We start from the raw sequence: 22,275 nt of genomic DNA, 5'->3' as shown, positions 1-22,275 counted from the left end.
TCCATTAAAAACCATCAATAATTAGTTTATCCCTATGAGTATCTACCTAAAGTAGATATGGTTACTATTCACTCAAGGCTGTTAAAAGGAATTGTATGCAGGATTTACTGGATGTAATTATTGATTTCCTCTCCTCGTTCAAGTGGCGCACTGCAGTAATGATTGTTGCAGGTGTCGCTGTGCTAATTAGCGGATTTAATGACTATTTTGTCATTGGGTTCTTTTCTATCGCTTTAGTGTTGTACTCCCCAGAAATCTGGCGGTTTATGGGTAAAACAAGAAAATTAAACAATCCTTTTAAATGACTTAGGATTAAATGTGTTGATACCGATAATTGGGCTTATAACAACGGTCATTATTGATCTTATTTTGATATATTTAATTTTTTGCTGTTTTAAAGGAATTCGAAGTTCGAGTCTTTCAACTGTATTCATCAGGTTTGCTCTTGCATCATGTTGTAGTATCGTGATGTTGTATAGTATTTCAATTAGCTTATTATTCTTAGGCTCATTTATTCGCTAAAGATATAATTATTTTTGGTGCTAAATAATTTAATTAGCAGTGGTTTTTTATCATGTCCTTTACTACCTGAATGTCTAACAAAAAATATTTTAGATAATATTCTTATGGGAAAAAGGCACTGGAAGTATTCACATAGCCATATATTAATTGCTCAAGTAAAATCTGTTATTATTAAGTTGAGTTAGTTATTGCTCTTCTTTTTTAATAATATCTAGTCCATTGGTTGGATCTTTATCCTTGTTTAACCATAAATTATATATTTTAGTCATTTCATGTAGAGCTGGTATTTTCATTTCAGTCCGTAGTCCCGTAGTCAAATTTGAATAAACTTATCTTTTTTGTTTTTCTTTATATAGTCGCGTAAGTAGAATATTTTTCCCTGAGGATTGCATTTTGATACTAATGCATCTAGTACTTCTCTGCGAATTTTGGTGCTAAGAGTAGTAGGATAATATTTTAGATTTTAAAGGACGTATATTTAATTATAACCAATTAAATAAGATACATATATTATTTATATCAAATCAGTTAATGGGTTAGGTAGAGTTCATACAATTAGGTATTAAAATAAATGTGTAAATTCCACGATAAGGAATTAGTATTGTAATTTAGTGTAAATGTTATATTTGTTTTTTATCAATTCAGTATGAATATAAATTATCCAAATAGGATAAGATATGTTTACCAGTATCATTTTGTAAGTTTTAATGTGTTTTTAAAGTAAAATTTGTAAGCAAATTGTCTAACTTTTTTAGAGTTATAAAGTAATATACATAGGTATAGTCACTATGTTTATTTTATTTTCAGATGATAATGTTAACGTTATCATCTGCTGTATAAGGATGAGTGATGAAAATTTAACCTATAGACGGCTAACTGTTAACGTTAACTTAAGCTCTGAGTATTGTGTTTCAGTCTGTGATTAATTGTTTCATTTTATGTGTTTGTAACATGATTAAAGGTTGGTAAAAACAAGTTTTTCAATGGAGAAATATGAACAAAACGGGGTGCAACACGTGTAAAGAGTAAATGGAAAATAATTCATATTTGTGTATTTGAAAAATATAAATTAAATTCAGGTCCATAGCTTGATACTTGATATAGGAAAATAATTAAATTTTATCTCTAATATTAAATTGTCTACTCTAATATTATATTTTCTGGTGATAAAAATGAGAGTTGAAAATGACATATTAAATAGTGCGGCGTCTTCATTTTTAAAAAAATTAAGAAAACAAAATGGTATCACAGAAGGTGAATTAGCCATATTATTAAAAATAAGCCAACAACAAGTCTCAAGGTATGAAAATGGAAAAACACAATTGACCATAGGACGGGTAAATCAATATCTTGAGATATTTGGCTTGGACTGGAATTACTTTACTAATGAAGTAATTAAAAATGCTAAAAGATTAAATGGCATTTAATTGTTTTTTATTAAAATTTAATGCTATTAAATAAGATAGGCGATAATTATATTTTAATTATTATCTGTCGGTAATAAAAACAAACTAAATAAATTAGGAATATATATGAATATTAAAAATAAACTTGCTGTATTATCTGTAGTTGTTTCTTCAATTATTTGTAGTTCAACATTTGCTGCAGAAAATGATCCTCTCCCTGCATTAACAGTTAATGGTGGTAAAGTAACATTTAATGGTGAGATTACATCTGGAGCTTGTGCAATTTCTGGATCAGATACTGACAAAATTGTTACTTTAGATACAGTTAAAACAACAACTTTTACTGCTGCAGACCAACTTGCAATGCGAGCTAAGCCATTCAATATTAATTTGGTTGAGTGTGATACTGCAACTCGTAAATCAGTTCAAATTTCATTCAATGGGCAAACTGTTGATGGTAAGCCTGGTTTATTAGCAAATACTGCTGGTGCAGGCTCTGCGGAAAACGTAGGTCTACAATTGTTTAATCCAGATGGTAGTCCATTAGAAATTGGCGGATTAAGTTCAAAAGTTGATTTAACTGATACAACTACTATTCCATTATCTGTTGATTATAAATCAATAGGGGCCGTAGTAACTGCTGGTAAAGTTCAATCTGTAGCTAACTTTATGCTTACCTACAATTAATTTTATTAATGATTGGCCAGTGATGGCCAATCATTAATCATGGAGCTTGTTTATATGCTAAAAAAAATATTCGTTATATTATCTTTATTTTTCTTTTGCCAATCGGTCTATGCTGGCGGAGTCTCACTAGGAGCAACTCGATTAATTTATCCAACTGAAAAAAATCAAATAACATTAAAAATATATAATAGTGATAAAGATGGAAATTACCTTGTTCAATCATGGGTATCGGATGATCATGAAAAAAAAAGTACTGATTTTGTAATAACACCGCCTTTATTTGTAATTAAATCAAATTCAGATAGCTTATTGAATGTTGTTTTTACTGGGGATAAAGAACAGTTACCTAAAGACAGAGAGAAGTTATATTATCTAAACTCAAAAGTTATTCCATCTTTAACAGAACAAGAACAGAAGATAGATAATGCATTATTAATATCAACGACAACTAAAATAAAGCTTATTGTTAGACCTAGTGAAATTAAAGGAAATTCATTTGAGTCATACAAAGATTTAAAATGTAGTTATGAAAATAATAAATTAAGAATTGATAACCCAACTCCATTTTATATGAATTTAGTATCTTTGACTATAAATGGTGTTGAAGTATCAAAAGCAGAAACGATAGCACCAAAAACATTCATCCATATTAATAATAATGATAAGAGTAAAAAATTATTTTTCAATTTCATTAATGACTATGGTGTTCAGATAAAAAATATACAGTGTAACTTTGTTTAATTCTGGAAGTATATCTATGCGAATAATAAGAAAATTTTTTTTGATTAGTCTATTTTTACATTCTAATGACTTACATTCGCAAGATTACTTCAATCCTTTATTTTTAGGTTCTGATGTTTCTTCTATCGATGATTTGTCTTATCTTTCGGCAGGCAATAATGTTACACCTGGGAAATATTTTTTAAACCTGAATGTTGGTGATGGATTTATTAGAAATGTTAGTATTGAGTTCAAGCAAAGTAATGATAAGAAAGTTATAGCTTGTTTTACAAAAGAAATTGTGAGTTTGATTCCCTTTAATAAGGATACTCAAGAAAAAATTAATCTATCAAAAATAAATGATAATGAGTGTATTGATATTGATAAATACATAAATAATTTTAGCTATAATGTTGACTTGTCAAAGTTAACACTAACACTCTCAATACCACAAATATATCTTAATTCCATTAGATCAACCTTGGCAAGCGAGAATGATTGGGATGATGGTATTTCTGCACTAATGACAAATTACAATTTAAATGGGTCATATTCAAGAAATAATAGAATGAGTAACTATTCTTCTCTGTTTTTGAATTTAAATAATAGGTTGAACCTAGGTGCTTGGCGCATCAGTTCAAACTTATACTATAATCAGAATAAAATGGGGTCAAAATCAAATCATGAATGGAAGTCAAATAATATTTCAATCTTAAGAAATATAAATTCAATTAAAAGTACACTTATTGCAGGCCAAACTGTTTTAGGTTCAATGATTTTTGACTCAAATCCGTATATAGGTATCACATTATCTACTGCAAATGAAATGCTACCAGATAGCGAAAAAGGATATAGCCCAACAATTAAAGGTATAGCAGAGTCTAGATCAAAGATAACAATTAAACAAAATGGAAATATATTGTACCAAGAGTATATTAACCCAGGTCCATATAATATTGATAATTTAAACTCTGTTGGTACAAGTGGTGACTATGAAGTTGAACTAACATCAGGTGAAGGCGTAGTAACAAAGTATATCGTTCCATATTCTTCTTTACCGAATTTACTACGAAAAGGTAGTTATAATTACTCACTTACTTTTGGTCAGCTAGATATAACATCAGCCAAAAAAGATAAGTTTGCTCAAGGGACAATTGGAATTGGTTTACCACTAGATTCAACTCTTTATACGGGATATCAAATTGCGAGTGGCTATCTAGCTACTGGAATCGGTTTAAGTAAAGATATTGGTGCATTTGGAGCTTTATCTATTGATACAATACAAGCACAAGCTAAAATACATGATAAAAAATATAGTGGGGGGTCATATAGAATATTGTATGCGAAATCATTTAGTGATATTGGTACAAATATTCAGTTGACAGGATATAGATACTCAACATCTGACTATTATACTTTTAGTGAAGCTAATTACAGAAATAGTTACAAAGGTGAAATAAATGATTACTTATTTTATTCAAGTAATGAAAGGAAAAAGAACAGCTTTCAAGTAAATATTTCTCAAAGTTTAGGTGACTATGGACAATTATATGCATGGGGAAATGTTAATTCATACTGGGGGAGCGACTTAAAATCTAAAAATATTCAAATAGGCTGGAATAAGACATTGTCTCAGTATAATAATATTATACTATCAGCTAGCTATAATAAAAATACGTATAGCCATAATACAGACAATATATTTTACTTATCATTATCTATCCCATTGTCAAATGCGATGGACAAAAATAGAATGTATATTACAAATAGTACCACTTTCAATGACTCAAAGTATAACACTATGACAAGTCTATATGGTACTGCATTAAATGAAAAATTAAATTATAATATTTATCAAACTATAAATAATAATAATGATAATAAATCAAATTTAAATCTACGTTATAAAGCAGATGTAACAGAACTTAGTGCAGGAACATCATTTTCAAATAATTCAAAAGAGCTTGATTATGGAGTCACTGGTTCTGTCCTTGTTCATTCTGGTGGTTTACTTTTTGCTAGAGAGGCAAATGATACTGCAATTTTAGTTGAAGCCAAAGGGGCTGCTGGAGCTAAAGTGGATAAAACAGGTGAAAATATTACTATCAATAATAGTGGTTACGCTTTAATTCCTTATGCAACGGCATATCACTATAATGATATAGGTCTATCACCTGAATCATTAGGGGCAGGTTATGATATTGATGGTAATGTTATAAAAGTAGCTCCGACACGAGGAGCTATCAGTAAAGTTATTTTCGATGTACGTAAAGGGTATAATTTTTTAGTTTCACTTCAGTATCAAGAAAAACCAATTAAATTTGGAACAGTAGTAGTTAATGATTCTGGAAAAAATATATCTATTGTAAATGATGATAGTACAGTTTATCTAACTGGTGTTAAACCTAATTCAAGCTATACAGTAAATATAGATAAAGATAAACTTTGTAAGTTTTCTATTAAATATGATGAAAATGATAAAATGAAAAATATTAACAAAGTTAATGTGGCGTGCCAATAATAGGAACTATATAATGAAAATAAATATTATTTTTTTAGTTATATACTTCATCGGTTTTTTTGCGTACGCAGTCGATGTCACAGTTAATGTTAATGGTGAAATATTAACACAAAGCTGTAATGTGACGGGTAAGGATTTAATTAAAAATATCAATTTTTTAGATTTAAATCCAAGTGATTTTAATCAAATTGGCTCGACTAGTGCTACGCAACCTATTTCAATACATCTCGAGAATTGTTCTGGTAAAGTTAATAATATGTCATATAAATTTTCTGGGGAGGAAGATGATAACGACCCAACTTTATTGAAAATATTAGGAAAGGCAAACAGTCTTGAAGGTGATATAGCTACCGGACTTGCTATTGAAATATTAGATAAATACCGGAAAAAAATTTCATTAAATACAAAGTATGCTTTGAATGAAGTTATCACAACCCCAAGTTATGATTTGAATTTCTATTTAAGATATAAGTCAACTCAAATAAATATAGGATCAGGTGATGCGTCATCTTTACTTTTTTTGGATATTTATTATGAATAAAATTATTGGGTTTTTAATAATATTCCTACTTCTTCCTAGAGTTGTTTTTAGCGAACAAATAAAAATTAACATTAATGCAAATGTTATGGAGCGTAGCTGCACTGTTTCTAATGATACAGCTAGTTTACTAGTCGGACTTAATCCTAACGATTTGAATGGAAAGCTGGTCGGTATTCCTTTCACTGAAACACCATTTTCAATTGTTCTAGAAAATTGCCCTAAAAATATTAATTCTGCTCATATTATATTTACAGGTGTAAATGATACTATAATGACTAATTTATTAAAAAATTTAGATGAAACAGATGCTGGTGCAAGTAATATTGCAATAGGAATTTATGATAACAATAAAAAAATTATAGATATAAGTAATAATAAAACAACTTTAAAAATTGACCATAACTTAGTGAATAATATTTTTAATTTTTACGCTTCTTACATTAAAACAAGTAATACTTCTTCTGCAGGTAAAGTGCTCTGTATTGCAAATTTCGAGTTGTCTTATGATTAATAGAATTTTAATGGCTATATTTTTTGTTTTCTTTATTACCAATGCATTTTCTGGTACAACACTTGTTGGTACACGGTTTTTAATTAATAACGAAAATAAATCATTAAATATAAAAATAATGAATGATGAAAATAGTGATTATTTAATAAAAAGTGAATTAAGTGATAAAAGATTTATCATATCACCGCCACTTTTTTTACTTCCTAGAAACAGTAATAGTATTATAACAATATTACCAACAACAGTAATTGATAATATATCAGATGAATTAATTAACTTAACTGTTACATCAATTCCAAAGTCAGATTTAAATAGTGGTGAAAACTCTATTTCTCTAGCGATTCGCTCACATTTTAAAGTTATTTATCGACATCGTAAAATACGAGAAAGTGATTATGATAAAATAAGTTTAATCAATTTTAATAAAGAGTTTTATTTGATTAATAAATCAAAGTTTATTTTTATAATTTCAGTTTCAAAAGATAAGCAATATAATAATGAACGGATAGTAAATATAGTTCCAGAGGAAAAGGTGAAATTAAACGATATTTGTAAAGGTAATACATGCCATATATGGGTTAATTTTTATGATGAGAGTAATGACGTAATTAAATCACTGGATTTATCATATAGTAAAAATTAGGAATTAATATGAAACAATGTAGTACAACGTTTTTTTTTATTGCTTTTTTATTTCAATCGGGTCAAGCTTTTGGTATCCCTGAGTACACGTATAATACTAATTCTATGACTAACATAGAGATCACTGGGCCTGCCGACCAAATACCATTTGGTGAGATTATTAAAAACTCTGGTTCTCGGAGAGGAATAAGCATATGTAATAGTAATAGTATAAACTATACACTTGGTCGAATAGAGTACCAACCAATAGCTCATTGGAATGGGCAATCTTATCAAGCATCACCTTCTCACCCGATGATTTATTTATTTGAAACTGGTATTTCTGGATTTTCATTTTCCCCTATTGGGGGATTTAACGAAAGTTTTGTCCCATTACCGGTTAAAAATACAGTCGTTTGGGAAGGTAGTTTAAGTAATAATTCACGAATAGCATCTCCTATTAAAGTCACTATAGGTGTTTTTATCTACAAAGGACCGGATAGAATTATTGGAAGTGTGGTGATTCCAAGTCAAAAAATGTATCGATATGCGTGTTATGATGATGTTGGAAATCTGCAAGAGATAGTTAATGTACAATATAACCCAATAACTGTTAATGCTACTGTTTCTAGCTGTGCACCAACAAATAAAATTGTCTCTGTTGAAATGGAAAAAATTCCAGCAAGTATTATTGAAAAGGCAGACGCATCAGAAAATATAAGCCTAAAAAGACAATCATTTTCACTACAATGTGACCCTAATATAAATGTATATGTATCAATTGTTGATTTATCTGATACAACAAATAAAACTACGGTTTCAACGCTAACAGCTGATTCTTCTGCATCAGGTGTTGGATATGCTGTAATAGGTTTAAGCGGACAACGATTACAATTTGGCCCAGATGGCTCTGCTCCAAATATTCCAGGCCAACAGAAATATTATATTCAGCGTTCTGGTACCGCTGAAAAAAATAACCCAATTAGTTTTAGCTTGGGTTTTGGCTATGTACGTAAGCCAGAAGAAGAATTCAAAACGGGAACAGCAAATGCAATGATTGGCTTAACATATTCTTACCAATAATTAGCTGTTTTATATAAAGTTGCAGTTAGTGATAAACTAAATATCTGACTTGAAAATTAGAGTAGGTACATTCTTTAGCGTTGACTCTCTAATAGCTCAGTTTTTTTAGCATTAATGAGAATGGCCATTTTTTATGTTTTACTCGCCCAGTAAACTTGATATATCTATTTAAACCATTTGTAAATTATATAAATCCACACATGAAGGTAGTGTATATGGAAAATAAATCGAAAAACAATGCGCAACAGTTTGAATTGGATATTCAGTTTATGACTCAGGCTTTAGCTTTGGCTACGGATGCGGCGAAAAATGGTAATGAACCCTTTGGTGCGGTATTGGTTAAAAATAACCAAGTCGTTATGACTGGTGAAAATCATATCCATACTGAAAGTGACCCGACCTATCATGCGGAGTTAGGTCTCATACGCCAGTATTGCTCTGAACATAAAGTCATGGATTTATCAGATTATACGCTGTATACCAGCTGTGAGCCATGTTGTATGTGTTCCGGTGCAATGGTATGGAGCCAATTAGGTCGGATGGTTTATAGCCTTTCTCATGATGAACTCGCAGAGATTGCAGGTTTTAATATTATGTTAGGTAGCGATGAGATTTTTGCCAAAAGCCCCTTTAAACCTGAAGTGGTTAAAGGCGTCTTAAAAGAGCAAGCTATTTCTATTTATACGCAATATTTTAAGCCAAATTTATAGCCTTGACTGCATCATTATCTATCAATGAAGTAGGGTGGCTTGTGCCACCCGTATTAGTTTGAAAGTTAAAATAATTTTTTCTGTGGTGGGCCTGAGAAATTCATTTTGCCAATGCTATTCATTAACACTTCAACGACAACAGGTTGCTTCAAATCGACGGCTTGGCGTAGTGTTGATTCGAAATCTGTAGCTTTATCTATCGTAAATGCCTGAATCCCCATAGATTGAGCGAGTTGGCTAAATGAAGGCGTGAGTAACTCATTATAGTATTGGCGGTCTGAAAAATATTTTTCCTGAATACCTCGCATTACGCCATAACCTTGGTCATTCATAATAATCAGAACAATGGGGAGCTGCTCTTGTGCCATGGTGGCCAATTCACCTATGCCTAACATTAACCCGCCATCACCCACTAAGCCAATAACAGGCACATTCGGATTTGCTTTGGCACTGCCAATTGCCATAGCGAGTCCTAGACCAATCGCACCGGCTAATGAGTGAATGTTGTGCATTGGTTGGGTCGCTTTGAGTAAACGGCTTCCCCATAAACTCCCTGATACCGTAATGTCTCGGACAAAAATACCGTTACTCGGTAAGACTTGCTCCACGGCATCACTGAGTTGGCTATAAGGGCCACATTGTTGCCTGAGTTGCTCTTCTGCCTGCTGTACGGCCTCTTGCACTTGTTTTTTCCACTGAGTAGAGATAGGGCGCTTGGCTTGTTCAATTTTATCGGCAAGTGCTTCAAGTAAACTTTTGCAATCCCCAGTTACGGTTAAGTCGGCTAAATAGTTGCGATTGGCTGCGAGTGGGTTTATATCGATTTGTATGATGGGATGTGGCAAAGGTAATGACCATGTTTTGGTTTCATTACTGCGTAAACGCGAGCCAGCGACGATGGTTAAATCACATGAACGCAGTAATGCATCAATGGAATCTGCATTATGAAAAGCACGTAAGCTGAATGGGTGGTCATCCGATAAAATACCTCGCCCATGGGTGCTGCTGATGACGGCAATCCCCGCATCAGCAAGGCGTTTGACAGCATCTTTTGCTTGTAGAGCACCTGCGCCAACCCATAATAGAGGCTGTGTAGCGTGTTGAAGTTTATCCCAAATTGCATTGACTAGCGATGTACAACAGTCAGGCAGCGTAGAAGGGGGAAGTGGCACACTGAGCACAGATAATGGCACTTGCGCACTTTGAATATCAATTGGAATTTCGATAGAGACAGGGCCGCAAGGTATCGTTTGAGCAACCTGAATGGCTTTATGTAGAGTGGCAACGGCTTGTTCGGGGGTATGAACACGAAAAGCTTGCTTAGAACTCGAACGTAAAAAGCCGAGTTGGTCATGGGTTTCATGAATAAACCCTGCGTCCATATCCAGATAAGCTTTTTCAACTTGCCCAGTAATATGGATCATGGGGGAGCATGCATTCATAGCTTCAATCATTGAGCCAACAGCATTTCCAGCCCCTGCGCCCGTACTGGTTAACGCCACCCCTAAGCCACTAAAACGGCTATGTGCATCCGCCATGGTAACGGCTCCTGCCTCCCCACGACTTGGCGTAAAATCAATCACTTTTCGGCGCCCGATAGCATCTGCTATGGGTAAATTATGAATTGAAATAACCCCATAAACCGTTGTGACTTGGTATTGTTCGAGTGTTCTGGCGATAGCTTCGCCAACTGTAATCATTTCAGACATTTTATTCTCCTCAATGCTGCCATAATCCGGTGACGGATTTGCTATTCACACCAACGGTTTGGTTGTGGGTTAAGTGCCAGAAATAGGCTTTTTTGTTGCATATAGGCTTTGAGGCTTTCAAGGCCTTTTTCACGGCCAATGCCACTTTCTTTAAAGCCGCCAAATGGCGTTGAAATAGAAAAAACTTTATAGGTATTAACCCAAACGGTACCGACATCAAGCGCATCGGCGAGCTTAAACGCCCGAGTGTAATCTTTTGTCCAAATACCTGCTGCAAGCCCATAAACAGAATCATTAGCTTGTTGAATTAAATCGTCTTCATCATCAAATGGCATAACGACGAGTACGGGACCGAAAATTTCTTCTTGGCAAACAGTAGATTGGTTATTTAAGCCTTCAATAATCGTCGGTAAAAAATAGTTGCCATCTTGGAGTACAGGGTCAGCCGGTGCGGTTCCACCAATACGGATCTTCCCGCCTTGTTGTACGGCTTGTTCGACATAGTTTCTGACGCTGTCTCGGTGCGAAGGGGAGATTAATGGCCCCAAATGAACGCGCTCTTGCCTTGGGTCACCAATAATCAGGTTGCGGGTCAGTTGCGTTAATTTTTCCATAAAAGATGAGTAGATATCTTTAGCCACAAACAGGCGCGAACCCGCGATGCAGGCTTGCCCCATCGAACTAAAGATACCGTAGCAAACACCGTGTGCAGCAATATCAAGGTCAGCGTCTGACAACACGATAGTTGGGGATTTACCCCCAAGTTCGAGTGACGTGGTGATAAGTTTATCTGCCGCAATGTGAGCCAGTTGTCGTCCCGTATTGGTGCCACCCGTAAAGGAGATTTTTTTCACCAGAGGGTGGCGAACCAATGCATCACCGACAATCGACCCCTTACCCGGGAGCACGCTCAATAGGCCGCAGGGTAAACCTGCTTGCTCAAATAGCTCAGCTAATTTTAATGAAATTAGAGGTGTGGCTTCCGCAGGTTTTAAGATGACTGCGTTACCGGCAGCAATCGCTGGGGCAATTTTTTGCATATCACTGGCAATCGGGGAGTTCCATGGCGTGATTGCGGCGATCACGCCAATGGGTTGGTAAGTACTTATGGTCATCAGTTCTGGCTGGCGGCGAGGCGGAAGCTCACCACCTGAGACTTCACAAACCGCGGCAAAGTAGCGAGCAGTTGCTGCTGCGCTCATTACTAAGCCACGCGCTTCTGCCCAAGGTTTACCGTTATCCAAGGTTTGTAATTGGGTTAATGCTTCGCAGTTTTCATCAATTAAGCGACTAACCTTGTATAAGATAGCCGCCCGTTGGTGAGCGGGAAGGTTGCGCCAAGAAGGCATTCGCCAGGCCTTATCGGCTGCAATCACGGCGTCTTCGACATCTTCCAAACTTGCACTGTTGAGGGTGGCAACCACTTGGTTATTTCCCGGAAAACGCGACTGCATTTCAGGCCCGCGACCTTGCTGCCATTGGCCACCAACAAAAATATCCATGTTGTTCATTATTTGGCTCCTATTAAATAGCTTGCTGCCCAGCGACACGGCGACAAATTTCAACAGCACTTAAGGCCGCTAACATCGATGTTTTTGGGTTGGAAGGGAGAGGATTTCCATTGAGTTCAATATAGAAATGGCCAAAATCACCCGTAACATCAATGCGATGTGAATTGTGTGTGGTGTTTGGGTCAACAACTAATTGAACTTGTGTGGCATCCATCCCAATGCCACACAGCGCGACAGTGGCAGCGACATTGGCATTTGCGGGAAAATTCAGAGCTGCTTCACGAGCACTGCCACTAAAGAACACCGTAGGCTGTGTCACTTGTGACAAATCGACATAACGCTCAGCCGCGCCATTGCGCCAACTTGCGGGGCTTTTACGTGACTGGTAGGTCACCTGAGTGATATTGGCTTCTTTTGCCGCACGTAAGCCATCAAGCCCTGCAACAGCGCCAGTCAGTGGGATCAACTGGCTATGGTGGCGTTGGGTTAAGGCGACCAAGTGTTGTTCAAAGTCCGTGTCTGCAAGTGCACCTGTAGAGATAATGGCCAGTGTCCAGCCTCTTTCTAGTACCGTTGGTGCATATTGCTTAACGGCTTGGTGCCCCGCGCACTCCAACACTAAATCAGGGGGAACGATATTATTATCAAGGCTATCGATAGGTGTGACAGCCCCTTTAAAGCGTTCCAAGATAGCTTGGTGGTGATGAGGCCGAGCAATAATGTAGCGCAGTGTTATCTCATCAGGTAAGCGAGTAATCACTTCTTGCGCCATTGCACCATAACCAATCAACATGAGTGTTTTCATCATTAAGTCCTTTAAATATGATGGCTAAAGCCACCTGAAACATCTAAAGCGGCACCCGAGGTAAACGACGCCATGGGAGAGGCTAGAAAGACTAAGGCACGCGCGGGCTCTTCGGGTTTTCCTAAACGTTGCATTGGTATGCCTCTTTTTTTAGCGATATCGCCAATCCATTGTTCCCAATCGAGATTCTTGTCAGTGCGATTTTCGAAGCGACGTCGCCATTGGTCGGACTCCACCATGCCAAGTAAAATAGAGTTCACGCGGATCCCTTTAGGTAACAGTGTTTTCGACAAGTTTAGTGTCATGTTTAATAGTGCAGCTCGAGCTGCCGAGGTGGCGACCATATGCGGCTCAGGCTGTAATGCTAATAGCGAGTTAACGCAGGTAATTGATGCAATATTGGATTGCTCTAAGAATGATAAAAACGCATTCACCGGGTTAATGACTCCAAATAGTTTGAGTTGGGCTTCATGTAACCACGCTTCTTCAGGGGTATCTGCATAGCTTGCGACATAGCCTTGCCCTGCGTTGTTAATCAATATATCGACTTGGCCATATTGCTGATGAACCTGTTTTGCGAAGGCTTCGGTTTGTGTTTTATCAAGAACATCACAAGAGTGTGCGATAAAATGTCCTTGGGGGTAGAGCTCTTGTAATGTTGTGAGCGCTTGCTGAAGTTTGTCTTGATCACGGCCGCAGAATGCCACTTTACAGCCTTCATCCAGTAAGAGTTTGACGGTTGCAAAGCCGATGCCGGAGCTTCCTCCTGTCACGACAGCAACACGGTTATTTAACTGTAAATTCATGAGTCTTCCTTTATTCGGCTTGGCAATAGAGCGTCTCTAAAAATTGTTGTAAGTGGTGGTTAAAGGCGTCTGGCGCATCTAAATAACTGGCGTGTCCCGCTTGGTTTATCAGAAAGTAAGGGCAGTTTTTTTGTCGTGCGAGTCGTTCTACTTGTGCTGGTGGCGTAATGGTATCTTCTGTGCCAACCAGTATTTCCAATGGGCCATCATAGCGATTTAAATATTGGCTGATGTCATCATGAGCTAGCATCCACGCAGCAGCTAAGAAACCTGTGGGGTTGAGCTTCTTCATGTTCTGTTGAACCCAATTGACTTTTTCAGTGGTTGCGTTGGCGGATAACAAAGCAGCGGCACGGTTTTGCGCATATGCCTCAATACCGGAACTAAAAACAATATCTTGCCGCTGTTGGTAAACTTGCTTTTGTTGGTCAGGGCTTTTTGTGGCATAACCTTGTGCGGGGTTCGCTAATATTAAGCCTTTCACTTTATTGGGATATTGCGCTGCAAAAGCGCTTGCCATTATGGCGCCAAGGGAGTGCCCCACTAACACGATGGGTGATAAGACTAATTTATCAATAAAAGCATTTAATGCATTTGCGTAATCAATTGCGGTAGGTGTTGTCGTCTCTAGATCACGGCTTTCTAAATAGCCGGGAGCATCCCAGCTATAGAGATGGTAATGGTCTGTCAGTGATGGGCTCATCAGTTGGCTTACCCATGAAGCAGAACCAGAGCTGATACCATGCAGTAATACGACAGGGTGCCCTTGGCCGGCTTCCCGCCAACTTAGGCGATATGGCCCAAAGTCTGCCACCTGTGGTTCTGGGAGTTTTTTATTGAGCAAATTCATCACTGACGACTCCTGTTAGTTACGTTTAACTTTTGATAAAGGGTGATCTTCGGGATATGTCGGGATCGCCGGTTTTGGTGTGCCGATCATGACGCACATTAAGGCTTCTTCTTCCCCGTGGTTAAATAAGCCACGATAAATGCCCGCAGGAACTGAGATCAGGTCACGCTCTTTGAGAACCGTTTCATATTCCTCATTGCCATCTTTTACAAACAACGTGATGGTGCCTTTCAACATAAAGAACACTTCTTCAACATCGGGGTGCAGGTGTAATGGGCCTTCGCACTTGGCAGGAAGAACCATGGTAGAGAAGGTAAAGTTCTCTGCGGGAACGGTGTTGACATCATTAGCAACGCCAGTCGCACCAGTGCCGATATAGCGCATTTGTGCGCGGCGATATTTAGGGTCGTAATCCGCTTGGAATTTCAGGGCATTCCAGTCATATTTACGTCCTTCAAGGCGAGCAATGCGTGACTCAATCCATTGTGCCATTGGAATATCTTGTGGTTTGATTTGCGGTTGTGACATGGTGTTATCTCCAATAAAAAATGAATTAATATTTTTTCAGTAAAGGCACTAGTAATAAGCTGCCGAATAAACCTATGACGACGATAAATAACAGCCCGCTATCCATAGTGTGAGTGACGGTAATAAGAACTCCCATTGCCAGCGGTGCAGCAGCGCCGGCCAGGTTTCCTAACCCATTGAAAATACCGCCCGCTAATGCACTGACCTGTTTTTGTGTGGCTTTTGCGAGTAGGGCAAAGATATTTGGTGCGCCTGCCCCCCACATGAACATGCTAAACGCCATCATAAGAATGATGCTGTAGGTGCCAGTGAGAAATAACACGCCAGCAAGACCTAGGACGGCACCAAGTAATGAAATAAAACAAACGAGTGCGCGGCGATCGTAGCGATCTGATAACCATGCTCCGATAGCCTCACCAAATAACATGGCGATAAAGGGAAGGGATGACAGGATCCCAGCATGTTCCAAGTGGATAGACTTACCTTTAATTAAATAGCTAGGTAACCAACCATTCATCCCCCAAAGATAGATAAGAAAAGCGATATTAAACATGCAGATAATCCAAAAATGGCTATTTTGGAATAAGCGTTTTTTATGGGCTCGCATCGCGGCCAGTTGCTCGGCAGGCAGTGCTTCACCCGCTGTATTTTTCGTTTGTGCTTGGCGGTTGACTAAATTAGGGTGACGGATACCAATGACCACTAACCACCAAACAGGAACGGTAAAGGCCGCCATGACAAAAAATGTACTTTGCCAACCATAGTTATTAAGTAAATACAATGAGATAGGAAAGCCTAACGCTGCGCCTAACGGTGTGCCTAATAACCACATCATAGTGGCTCGAGCTTGCATTTTTGGCGGAAAGGTACGGCGCACAATGGCATAAGCGATTGCCAGCAAAGGCCCTTCGGCAATTCCTAGCAATACACGCAGAAAAACCATCGTGCCATAGTGGTGTGTGAATCCCATAAAAATCATGAGAAAACACCAGCTACTGACCATAAATAACAGCATTTTGGTGGGGTGAAATTTATCACCAATGCCGCTTAGCAGCATGGAAGAAACACCATAAGCGAATAAAAATGCGCTCATCAGTAACCCTAAACGGGTTGGGTCAAAATCAATTCCCAGAGCTTGCTGAAATTTTTCGTCAGAAAATAGAGCCGCAATACTGATTTTATCGAAGAAAGCCAGTAGTACACAGGAAAACAGGCCAATTGGGATCAACCAATTGATCTTTTCAGGAACATCTTGCTCGATTTGATCAGGTTCTGAGTTTCGTAAGGTTATAGTCTGGTTAGCCATGAGATTTCTCCTTGCTGAACACTATTTCAGTGACATTAGTGAAAATGTGGGATCAGCAAGTTGTGAAGGGTCCAATTTGCGGTGGCCTTGTATCCAACGTTTACCTAGCTTGATGGCACGAGCATCATTAAATGCAATCATTTGCACCAATTCATTGCTTTCATTTAAAGCAAAATGAACCTCTGAATCAGGAGTATGCCGTTGAATATGATTTAATTTTTGTGAGGTTGGGACACCTAAAATTTGGATGTTGTCTTGGTATTGATCTGACCATAACCAAGCGAGTTCATTAAACCCTTCAGATTGTGGGTTAAGCATGGCTTTTGCTGTGGTGATAGCTTGGTTTTGCGCATAAGCCCATGACTGTAAACATAAAGACAGTGTGGGATGGCAAGCGACGTCCCCCGCAGCATAAATATTGGGGTGAGAAGTTTGCCCTTGGTGATTAATCACAATACCGTGGGTGACATCAAGCCCTGCTTCTTTGGCTAGTTCGAGATTTAATTCAACACCAATCCCCATAACAGCGAGATCGAAGTTTTGCGAAGGCTGCTTTTGGCAACTAATTTGTAATCCAGTTGTTGTCGGCTCGCCAAGTTCGATATTTCCACAATCGGTTATGACATGAACGCCCGCTTGTGTATGACGTAGTACCAGAGCCTCTGAAACATTTTGCGGCACACTGCGTTCGCACAATCGGCTTTGCCGCTCAAAAATTGTGACATCAATACCCATTTTTCGTGCGGAAGCAGCGACTTCTAAGCCAATCCAACCACCACCAATAATGGCAATTTTTTGTGCTGATAGTAGTGCAGTGCGTAATTTCTGAGCGTCATCCCACGAACGTAAGGCAAAGACTTTTGGGTGTTGCTGCCAGCGGCTTGACAGGTAGCGAGGTCGGCCGCCTGTCGCGAGCAGTAATTTGTCAAACGTAATGACACGGCCATCACTTAAATGAACGTATTGGTTTTGACTATCAATTTTAGTGGCACGTAGTGGGCGAAACCATTGTAAATTTAAGGCGTGAGTTTCTTGTTCGCTGAATAAACGTGATAACGATAAACTCTCCTGCGTCAGTGCCGCTTTAGACAGCGGTGGGCGCTCATAAAAATCATGGTTTTCATCGCTAATCACCGAAATAATGCCTTGATAGCCTTCATCTCGTAGGGTTTTTGCCGCCCAGCCACCTGCCAGGCCCCCACCGATAATGACAATACCGCCTTGGATTAATGAGCTCATGGTGTTACTCCTTAACTTGGCGGCGAGTTTCATAATCGAGACCGCCTTCTACAGCCCATTCCGTAAATGAAACTAAGGAATGTTCCAGTTCGCGCGGTTGCCACTTATCGGTAAGGTAATCATCATTGGTGTAATATTCGAAAGCACCACCTGTTGGGCTGTTGACATACCAAAAGTAAGCGGATGAGATAGGGTGGCGGCCTGGGCCAATAAAGGTGCTCCATTGATGGCGGTTCATTGCTAGGCCGCCGCCAATCACTTCATGGATATCACGAACCGTAAAAGCGACATGGTTGAGGCCGCTGCTACGATGAGGAAGCTTCAGCAAAAACAGGTTATGGTGGCAACCGTTTATTTGTGTCCGTAAAAAGACGGCACGGTCGATATAACGGTCAGAAACTTGAAAACCCAGTTTTTGGCAATAGAACGCTTCTGTAGAAGGTAAGTCATCAACAAAGAACACCACGTGGCCGACGTTAATAGGGGTGGCTTTTTCGTAAACCGGGCTAGGTTTATCAATGCGGCGAATATCCCCCCATTGGTTGATAGCGGTGACTTCTAATTCAACCGTTTTTTGTTTGCTGATGGTGAAAGCGACAGTCATGCCATTTGGGTCTTGGTGTGAAAATAACTGTATTTCTGCACCAGATAAGGTCGTGAATAACGAGGCGTTATCAGAGGCCGCTTTGAGGCCAAAATCATGTAAAAATTTCTGGCAGCTAGGGATATTTTCAACACCAAATTCTAATTTTTCTATTCCAATCACTGACATTGTAAAGTCCTCTATCGATTGGTGTTATTGCCAAAGGTTTTTTTGGACAAAAAGAACCTGAGGCTTATGGCAATAAACCTAAAAATGTGTGGATGATATTTGGTTAACGCTAAACGGCTTTTGCTTGGCTCATACCACCAATAAATTCAGTGAGTTTTTGGGCTGCATAGCTCACTTCATTTTGTAATCGCCGGCACTCTTGTGCAGGGATGCTACTCATTGGCACCATGATGCTAATTACCGCTTCTACGCCATTCGTTTGGTTATAAACAGGGTAAACAATGGATGAAATCCCCCGACGGTAAAATGATTCACCAATCACATAGCCTCGCAGTTTGTCAGCTTGGATCATTTGCCAAAATTCCTGCTTACAGCCTGCGTTATCGGGGAGTTCATCATCAGGGTAAAGCGCATCAAATTCAGCGCGAGTTAACCCGCTGAGTAGCATTCGACCCAGTGAGGTTCGGTGCGCTGATAAACGCGTGCCTACGCTAACATGGTTAATCTTTGATTCTGCGCCACTGACTCTGGCGATATAAATAATGTCCCGACCATCTCGAATGACTAAATGGCTGTTACATTGGCTTCGGTCTCTGAGTTGCTCGATAATGGGCTGGCCTAACTGGGTTAAATCGAGTGATGCAATATAGCCAAGACCAAGGCTGAGTACTTTGCGGCCTAATGAAAATGCTCCAGTACGTGGATGTTGGACGAGGAAATCCAAGTGCACTAAGGTTTGGATCGCACGGTAAGCCGTTGCTTTGGGCATATCGACTAAGCGGAGGATCTCTGCAAATGTCAATTCGCGATGCTGTTGAGCGAGTAACAGAAGAAGCTGTAGCCCTTTTTCCAAACCGGGTACTAGATATTTACACGTTGAATTCATGGTCCTCACCTCTTTACCAACTGAATGGCGAAATTAGTTAAAAATAAAGCCACCATTAACTGGGATTAGCTGGCCTGTGACAAAATCAGCCATGGGCGAAAGCAAATACAAAGCGGTTCCCGTAACGTCTTCGGGCATCTGCTCTCCTTGTAATGCTCTGCCATTTTCATATAGCTGGTGGCGCTCAGCGGGAACGTATTCGGTCGCTTCGACTTTAGTGAGCCCTGGCGCAATTGCGTTGACGCAAATACGGTGAACACCGAGTTCACGTGCCATTGAGCGTGTCATACTGATGATAGCCCCTTTACTGGCGACATAAGCCATTAGCTTGGGGGCTCCCCAAAGTGCGGTATCAGAGGCAATATTGATAATTTTGCCGCGGGAACTCTGCTTTAAAAAGGGGAGAGCGGTTTTGGTGACTAGCCACGTTCCTCTGACGTTCACTGTCATGACCTTATCCCATAGCGCCAAGTCATATTCGTCGAGCAGCTTCCCACCCACTCCGGTTGCCAGAGCTGCATTATTAATCAGCCCATCAATTGCGCCTTGTTGACCAATACTGTTGAATGCATGAGTGATTGAGTCAGGATCCGCTAAGTCGAGAGAAACACCTTGGGCTTCAAACCCTTGTTGTTGTAAGGACTCGACACTTTCTTGTAATCGTTGTTCTAGGATGTCACACAAGATAACTTGAGCACCTTGTTCTGCGGCGGCTTGTGCGAAACTCAAGCCAAGCCCTCTTGCAGCTCCTGTGATTACAATGCGTTTTCCTGCCAAGATATCATGCATTTTCAGTTTCCTTATTGCTGATTAAGTCAAACTGCTTCTTCGCTTCGCGTTGCATAATGCGGCGTAGGCGGGATAAACCCACATCGTGCTGATAAAGAAATTCTTTATCACGTGCATTTGGTGTGAGGTTTTCTAAAATAATGCGATCTTGTTCTAAAACATCCCAATGCAGTCCTTCTAGGCGGTTGCGGTACATAAAGCGCCATAAATCACGTTGCCAGTCTTTCACTTTGCGAATACGCCAAAAGAAAACACGAGTGTGGTGACGGTCTTCAGGTACGACCATGCCGATAATCCAAAAGTGCCCACCAGGGCCGAAGCGTTTTTGATATGGGATAGATAAACGTAGCCAATTTGCACCCGTGCTCGCGAATTCCACCCAGTCAAAGTTGACACCTATTTGGTCATTTTTACGGAAAATAAAGCCATTTTTTGTTGCTTCTAGGATCATTTCTGATTGTTTGTCACCTTCCGCCATTGAGTGTGATGATGAATGGAGATAGGTGCCATGCATTGGGTCCATCACGTTTTCGAGTGCATATTGGTAATTGCACTTCCACGATGCGGTACAGAGGAAATTGCTGTGGTTTTCGTCATCAGCTAATTCTTCAGGGAATTCAAGGGCAGGAGGTGTTTCACCATCAATTACCGCAAAATAGAGAAAGATAGCACCATGAACTTCTTGAACGGGATAGGTTTTTAAACATTTTTGGCCTTCAAGAGGGCATTGACTGACCGCTGGAACATCTTTAACGACGCCATCTCCACCGACTTCGACACCGTGATACCAGCAGGCAATGCGTTCACCTAAGTTCCAACCCATTGATAAACGGGCACCACGGTGAGGGCATCTATCTTCTAAAGCATGAATTTGGCCTTTATCATCACGCCAAAGCACGATTTGTTCTTCTAAGCGAGTAATACCGATAGGGTTACTACTGACTTCCCAACTGGATAAAATGGGGTACCATTGCCCACGTAATCCGACATCCAAATAATCTTGGTAGTTTTGAAGTTGTGTATTTGTCATCATCATTTGCTTCCGTTTATCAAAGGTGTTTTTGTTTTCTTTTCTTAGTATGACAATGTGCTAGTAACCATTGACGAGAAGAAATTCGCGGAAACTGCTTGTGGACCAAGGTTGCCCTTGTCGGTCATATAATTGCTGTTGATTTAATGCACTAACTAATTCTTCAAGTGATTCAGTGCCAGCAGCGAATAGCGTTTCCAGTGCAAAAATGAGTTTGTTTTCATACTCATCAGGCATACGTGAACGTGTTTGCCAAACGATATTTGGTGCACTTCCTGGCGCTTGGATACTGCCTTTACCACCTTCTCGTGCTGGGATAATTTGATTATTTGCTGGTAAATACGGATTAATATTTTGAATAGGTTCCATTTCTACTCCTCAATCAAACTGATTTCGATTCGGTTATCGTGAATGCGTGTCTGGTAGGTTTTGAGATCTCGCCCACCAGGTTCGCGTAAACATTTACCCGTTTTAATATCGAAAACGGCTTCATGTAATGGGCATTCCACTTTGCCATCTTCAACAAAACCTTGGCTTAACAGGGCATAGGCATGTGGGCAAACATCTTCTAAGGCATAATATTGGTCTTCAACTAAGAAGATCCCAATTTCGGCATCATCAACTTTGGCTGAAAAAGGAAATTCTTCTTGAACTTGTGAGACATCGCAGACAGCAATCCAGCTCATGGTTTTCTCCTTTTGAATGTGTTGTAACATTTTGTT

24 protein-coding genes are annotated in these 22,275 nt (G+C 39.1%); 10 read left to right on the top strand and 14 right to left on the bottom strand.

Translation table 11 applies throughout. From position 1 onward, the window contains the following. Positions 1–95: 95 nt before the first annotated feature. The 10 genes from P3L40_RS17710 (at position 96) to P3L40_RS17665 (ending at position 9,322) form a co-directional block, all read left to right on the top strand. Positions 96–305 (top strand): hypothetical protein, encoded by a 210-nt coding sequence (locus P3L40_RS17710; RefSeq protein ID WP_094961046.1) that lies wholly within the window; start codon positions 96–98, stop codon positions 303–305. Positions 306–1,694: 1,389 nt separating this feature from the next. Beyond that, positions 1,695–1,949, top strand: coding sequence for a helix-turn-helix domain-containing protein (locus tag P3L40_RS17705; RefSeq protein WP_004258030.1), 255 nt, complete (start codon positions 1,695–1,697; stop codon positions 1,947–1,949). Positions 1,950–2,054: 105 nt separating this feature from the next. Beyond that, the gene (locus P3L40_RS17700; RefSeq protein WP_210853175.1) at positions 2,055–2,615 is read left to right on the top strand and encodes a fimbrial protein; all 561 of its coding nucleotides are present in this window, start codon (positions 2,055–2,057) and stop codon (positions 2,613–2,615) included. A gap of 54 nt (positions 2,616–2,669) precedes the next feature. Beyond that, complete coding sequence (locus P3L40_RS17695; protein ID WP_036958017.1) at positions 2,670–3,356, top strand: molecular chaperone; 687 nt, start codon at positions 2,670–2,672, stop codon at positions 3,354–3,356. Between the two features lie 16 nt (positions 3,357–3,372). Further along, positions 3,373–5,856: a fimbria/pilus outer membrane usher protein gene (locus P3L40_RS17690; RefSeq protein ID WP_180312117.1), complete on the top strand. Its 2,484-nt coding sequence runs from the start codon at positions 3,373–3,375 to the stop codon at positions 5,854–5,856. A gap of 13 nt (positions 5,857–5,869) precedes the next feature. After that, entirely contained in the window at positions 5,870–6,397 is a 528-nt protein-coding gene (locus P3L40_RS17685; RefSeq protein ID WP_036958016.1) for a fimbrial protein, read from the top strand. Beyond that, entirely contained in the window at positions 6,390–6,908 is a 519-nt protein-coding gene (locus tag P3L40_RS17680) for a fimbrial protein (protein ID WP_004258018.1), read from the top strand. Before P3L40_RS17685 ends, P3L40_RS17680 begins: the two co-directional genes overlap by 8 nt. A 10-nt stretch (positions 6,909–6,918) precedes the next feature. Then, a complete protein-coding gene (locus P3L40_RS17675) occupies positions 6,919–7,551 on the top strand; it encodes a molecular chaperone (protein WP_228677439.1) in 633 nt (210 codons plus the stop codon). Between the two features lie 8 nt (positions 7,552–7,559). Next, positions 7,560–8,612: a fimbrial protein gene (locus P3L40_RS17670; protein ID WP_094961051.1), complete on the top strand. Its 1,053-nt coding sequence runs from the start codon at positions 7,560–7,562 to the stop codon at positions 8,610–8,612. A 215-nt stretch (positions 8,613–8,827) separates the two neighbouring features. Then, positions 8,828–9,322: a nucleoside deaminase gene (locus P3L40_RS17665; RefSeq protein WP_050763755.1), complete on the top strand. Its 495-nt coding sequence runs from the start codon at positions 8,828–8,830 to the stop codon at positions 9,320–9,322. Between the two features lie 65 nt (positions 9,323–9,387). On the opposite strand, the gene P3L40_RS17660 is transcribed toward P3L40_RS17665, so the two are convergent. From P3L40_RS17660 to nirD, 14 genes are all read right to left on the bottom strand, one after another. Then, positions 9,388–11,031 carry a thiamine pyrophosphate-binding protein gene (locus P3L40_RS17660; RefSeq protein ID WP_196732446.1) on the bottom strand — a complete coding sequence of 548 codons (1,644 nt, stop codon included), beginning with the start codon at positions 11,029–11,031 and terminating at the stop codon, positions 9,388–9,390. A gap of 41 nt (positions 11,032–11,072) precedes the next feature. Continuing rightward, positions 11,073–12,542 carry an aldehyde dehydrogenase gene (locus tag P3L40_RS17655; protein ID WP_136135494.1) on the bottom strand — a complete coding sequence of 490 codons (1,470 nt, stop codon included), beginning with the start codon at positions 12,540–12,542 and terminating at the stop codon, positions 11,073–11,075. A gap of 13 nt (positions 12,543–12,555) precedes the next feature. Next, positions 12,556–13,347: an aspartate dehydrogenase gene (locus P3L40_RS17650; RefSeq protein ID WP_168697694.1), complete on the bottom strand. Its 792-nt coding sequence runs from the start codon at positions 13,345–13,347 to the stop codon at positions 12,556–12,558. A gap of 11 nt (positions 13,348–13,358) precedes the next feature. Continuing rightward, positions 13,359–14,153: an SDR family oxidoreductase gene (locus tag P3L40_RS17645; RefSeq protein WP_096864025.1), complete on the bottom strand. Its 795-nt coding sequence runs from the start codon at positions 14,151–14,153 to the stop codon at positions 13,359–13,361. A 10-nt stretch (positions 14,154–14,163) separates the two neighbouring features. Beyond that, positions 14,164–15,003: an alpha/beta fold hydrolase gene (locus P3L40_RS17640; protein WP_096864026.1), complete on the bottom strand. Its 840-nt coding sequence runs from the start codon at positions 15,001–15,003 to the stop codon at positions 14,164–14,166. 15 nt (positions 15,004–15,018) lie between these two features. Then, positions 15,019–15,531, bottom strand: a complete 513-nt coding sequence (locus tag P3L40_RS17635; RefSeq protein ID WP_004257990.1) for a cupin domain-containing protein — start codon at positions 15,529–15,531, stop codon at positions 15,019–15,021. Positions 15,532–15,556: 25 nt separating this feature from the next. Then, the gene (locus P3L40_RS17630) at positions 15,557–16,837 is read right to left on the bottom strand and encodes an MFS transporter (protein ID WP_004257987.1); all 1,281 of its coding nucleotides are present in this window, start codon (positions 16,835–16,837) and stop codon (positions 15,557–15,559) included. A 21-nt stretch (positions 16,838–16,858) separates the two neighbouring features. Continuing rightward, the gene (locus tag P3L40_RS17625; protein WP_210853177.1) at positions 16,859–18,076 is read right to left on the bottom strand and encodes an NAD(P)/FAD-dependent oxidoreductase; all 1,218 of its coding nucleotides are present in this window, start codon (positions 18,074–18,076) and stop codon (positions 16,859–16,861) included. A 4-nt stretch (positions 18,077–18,080) separates the two neighbouring features. After that, a complete protein-coding gene (locus P3L40_RS17620) occupies positions 18,081–18,848 on the bottom strand; it encodes a VOC family protein (protein ID WP_210853178.1) in 768 nt (255 codons plus the stop codon). Positions 18,849–18,957: 109 nt separating this feature from the next. After that, entirely contained in the window at positions 18,958–19,734 is a 777-nt protein-coding gene (locus P3L40_RS17615; RefSeq protein ID WP_004257979.1) for an IclR family transcriptional regulator, read from the bottom strand. Positions 19,735–19,767: 33 nt separating this feature from the next. After that, positions 19,768–20,523 (bottom strand): SDR family oxidoreductase, encoded by a 756-nt coding sequence (locus tag P3L40_RS17610; RefSeq protein ID WP_140171536.1) that lies wholly within the window; start codon positions 20,521–20,523, stop codon positions 19,768–19,770. Continuing rightward, positions 20,516–21,556, bottom strand: coding sequence for an aromatic ring-hydroxylating oxygenase subunit alpha (locus tag P3L40_RS17605; protein ID WP_196732510.1), 1,041 nt, complete (start codon positions 21,554–21,556; stop codon positions 20,516–20,518). Before P3L40_RS17605 ends, P3L40_RS17610 begins: the two co-directional genes overlap by 8 nt. 57 nt (positions 21,557–21,613) lie before the next feature. Next, positions 21,614–21,922, bottom strand: coding sequence for a recombinase-like helix-turn-helix domain-containing protein (locus tag P3L40_RS17600; protein WP_004257971.1), 309 nt, complete (start codon positions 21,920–21,922; stop codon positions 21,614–21,616). A 2-nt stretch (positions 21,923–21,924) separates the two neighbouring features. Continuing rightward, a complete protein-coding gene (gene nirD / locus P3L40_RS17595) occupies positions 21,925–22,239 on the bottom strand; it encodes a nitrite reductase small subunit NirD (RefSeq protein ID WP_094961062.1) in 315 nt (104 codons plus the stop codon). Positions 22,240–22,275 lie beyond the last annotated feature (36 nt).

This window comes from Providencia sp. PROV040 (genome assembly GCF_032706145.1).
GTDB lineage: Bacteria > Pseudomonadota > Gammaproteobacteria > Enterobacterales > Enterobacteriaceae > Providencia > Providencia hangzhouensis.
This window is presented reverse-complemented; position numbering and strand designations above follow the sequence as displayed.

Coding starts and splice junctions, on each gene's coding strand:
- P3L40_RS17710 (WP_094961046.1), top strand. CDS start 96: ATGCAGGATTTACTGGATGTAATTATTGATTTCCTCTCCTCGTTCAAG.
- P3L40_RS17705 (WP_004258030.1), top strand. CDS start 1,695: ATGAGAGTTGAAAATGACATATTAAATAGTGCGGCGTCTTCATTTTTA.
- P3L40_RS17700 (WP_210853175.1), top strand. CDS start 2,055: ATGAATATTAAAAATAAACTTGCTGTATTATCTGTAGTTGTTTCTTCA.
- P3L40_RS17695 (WP_036958017.1), top strand. CDS start 2,670: ATGCTAAAAAAAATATTCGTTATATTATCTTTATTTTTCTTTTGCCAA.
- P3L40_RS17690 (WP_180312117.1), top strand. CDS start 3,373: ATGCGAATAATAAGAAAATTTTTTTTGATTAGTCTATTTTTACATTCT.
- P3L40_RS17685 (WP_036958016.1), top strand. CDS start 5,870: ATGAAAATAAATATTATTTTTTTAGTTATATACTTCATCGGTTTTTTT.
- P3L40_RS17680 (WP_004258018.1), top strand. CDS start 6,390: ATGAATAAAATTATTGGGTTTTTAATAATATTCCTACTTCTTCCTAGA.
- P3L40_RS17675 (WP_228677439.1), top strand. CDS start 6,919: ATGGCTATATTTTTTGTTTTCTTTATTACCAATGCATTTTCTGGTACA.
- P3L40_RS17670 (WP_094961051.1), top strand. CDS start 7,560: ATGAAACAATGTAGTACAACGTTTTTTTTTATTGCTTTTTTATTTCAA.
- P3L40_RS17665 (WP_050763755.1), top strand. CDS start 8,828: ATGGAAAATAAATCGAAAAACAATGCGCAACAGTTTGAATTGGATATT.
- P3L40_RS17660 (WP_196732446.1), bottom strand. CDS start 11,031: ATGTCTGAAATGATTACAGTTGGCGAAGCTATCGCCAGAACACTCGAA.
- P3L40_RS17655 (WP_136135494.1), bottom strand. CDS start 12,542: ATGAACAACATGGATATTTTTGTTGGTGGCCAATGGCAGCAAGGTCGC.
- P3L40_RS17650 (WP_168697694.1), bottom strand. CDS start 13,347: ATGAAAACACTCATGTTGATTGGTTATGGTGCAATGGCGCAAGAAGTG.
- P3L40_RS17645 (WP_096864025.1), bottom strand. CDS start 14,153: ATGAATTTACAGTTAAATAACCGTGTTGCTGTCGTGACAGGAGGAAGC.
- P3L40_RS17640 (WP_096864026.1), bottom strand. CDS start 15,003: ATGAATTTGCTCAATAAAAAACTCCCAGAACCACAGGTGGCAGACTTT.
- P3L40_RS17635 (WP_004257990.1), bottom strand. CDS start 15,531: ATGTCACAACCGCAAATCAAACCACAAGATATTCCAATGGCACAATGG.
- P3L40_RS17630 (WP_004257987.1), bottom strand. CDS start 16,837: ATGGCTAACCAGACTATAACCTTACGAAACTCAGAACCTGATCAAATC.
- P3L40_RS17625 (WP_210853177.1), bottom strand. CDS start 18,076: ATGAGCTCATTAATCCAAGGCGGTATTGTCATTATCGGTGGGGGCCTG.
- P3L40_RS17620 (WP_210853178.1), bottom strand. CDS start 18,848: ATGTCAGTGATTGGAATAGAAAAATTAGAATTTGGTGTTGAAAATATC.
- P3L40_RS17615 (WP_004257979.1), bottom strand. CDS start 19,734: ATGAATTCAACGTGTAAATATCTAGTACCCGGTTTGGAAAAAGGGCTA.
- P3L40_RS17610 (WP_140171536.1), bottom strand. CDS start 20,523: ATGCATGATATCTTGGCAGGAAAACGCATTGTAATCACAGGAGCTGCA.
- P3L40_RS17605 (WP_196732510.1), bottom strand. CDS start 21,556: ATGATGACAAATACACAACTTCAAAACTACCAAGATTATTTGGATGTC.
- P3L40_RS17600 (WP_004257971.1), bottom strand. CDS start 21,922: ATGGAACCTATTCAAAATATTAATCCGTATTTACCAGCAAATAATCAA.
- nirD (WP_094961062.1), bottom strand. CDS start 22,239: ATGAGCTGGATTGCTGTCTGCGATGTCTCACAAGTTCAAGAAGAATTT.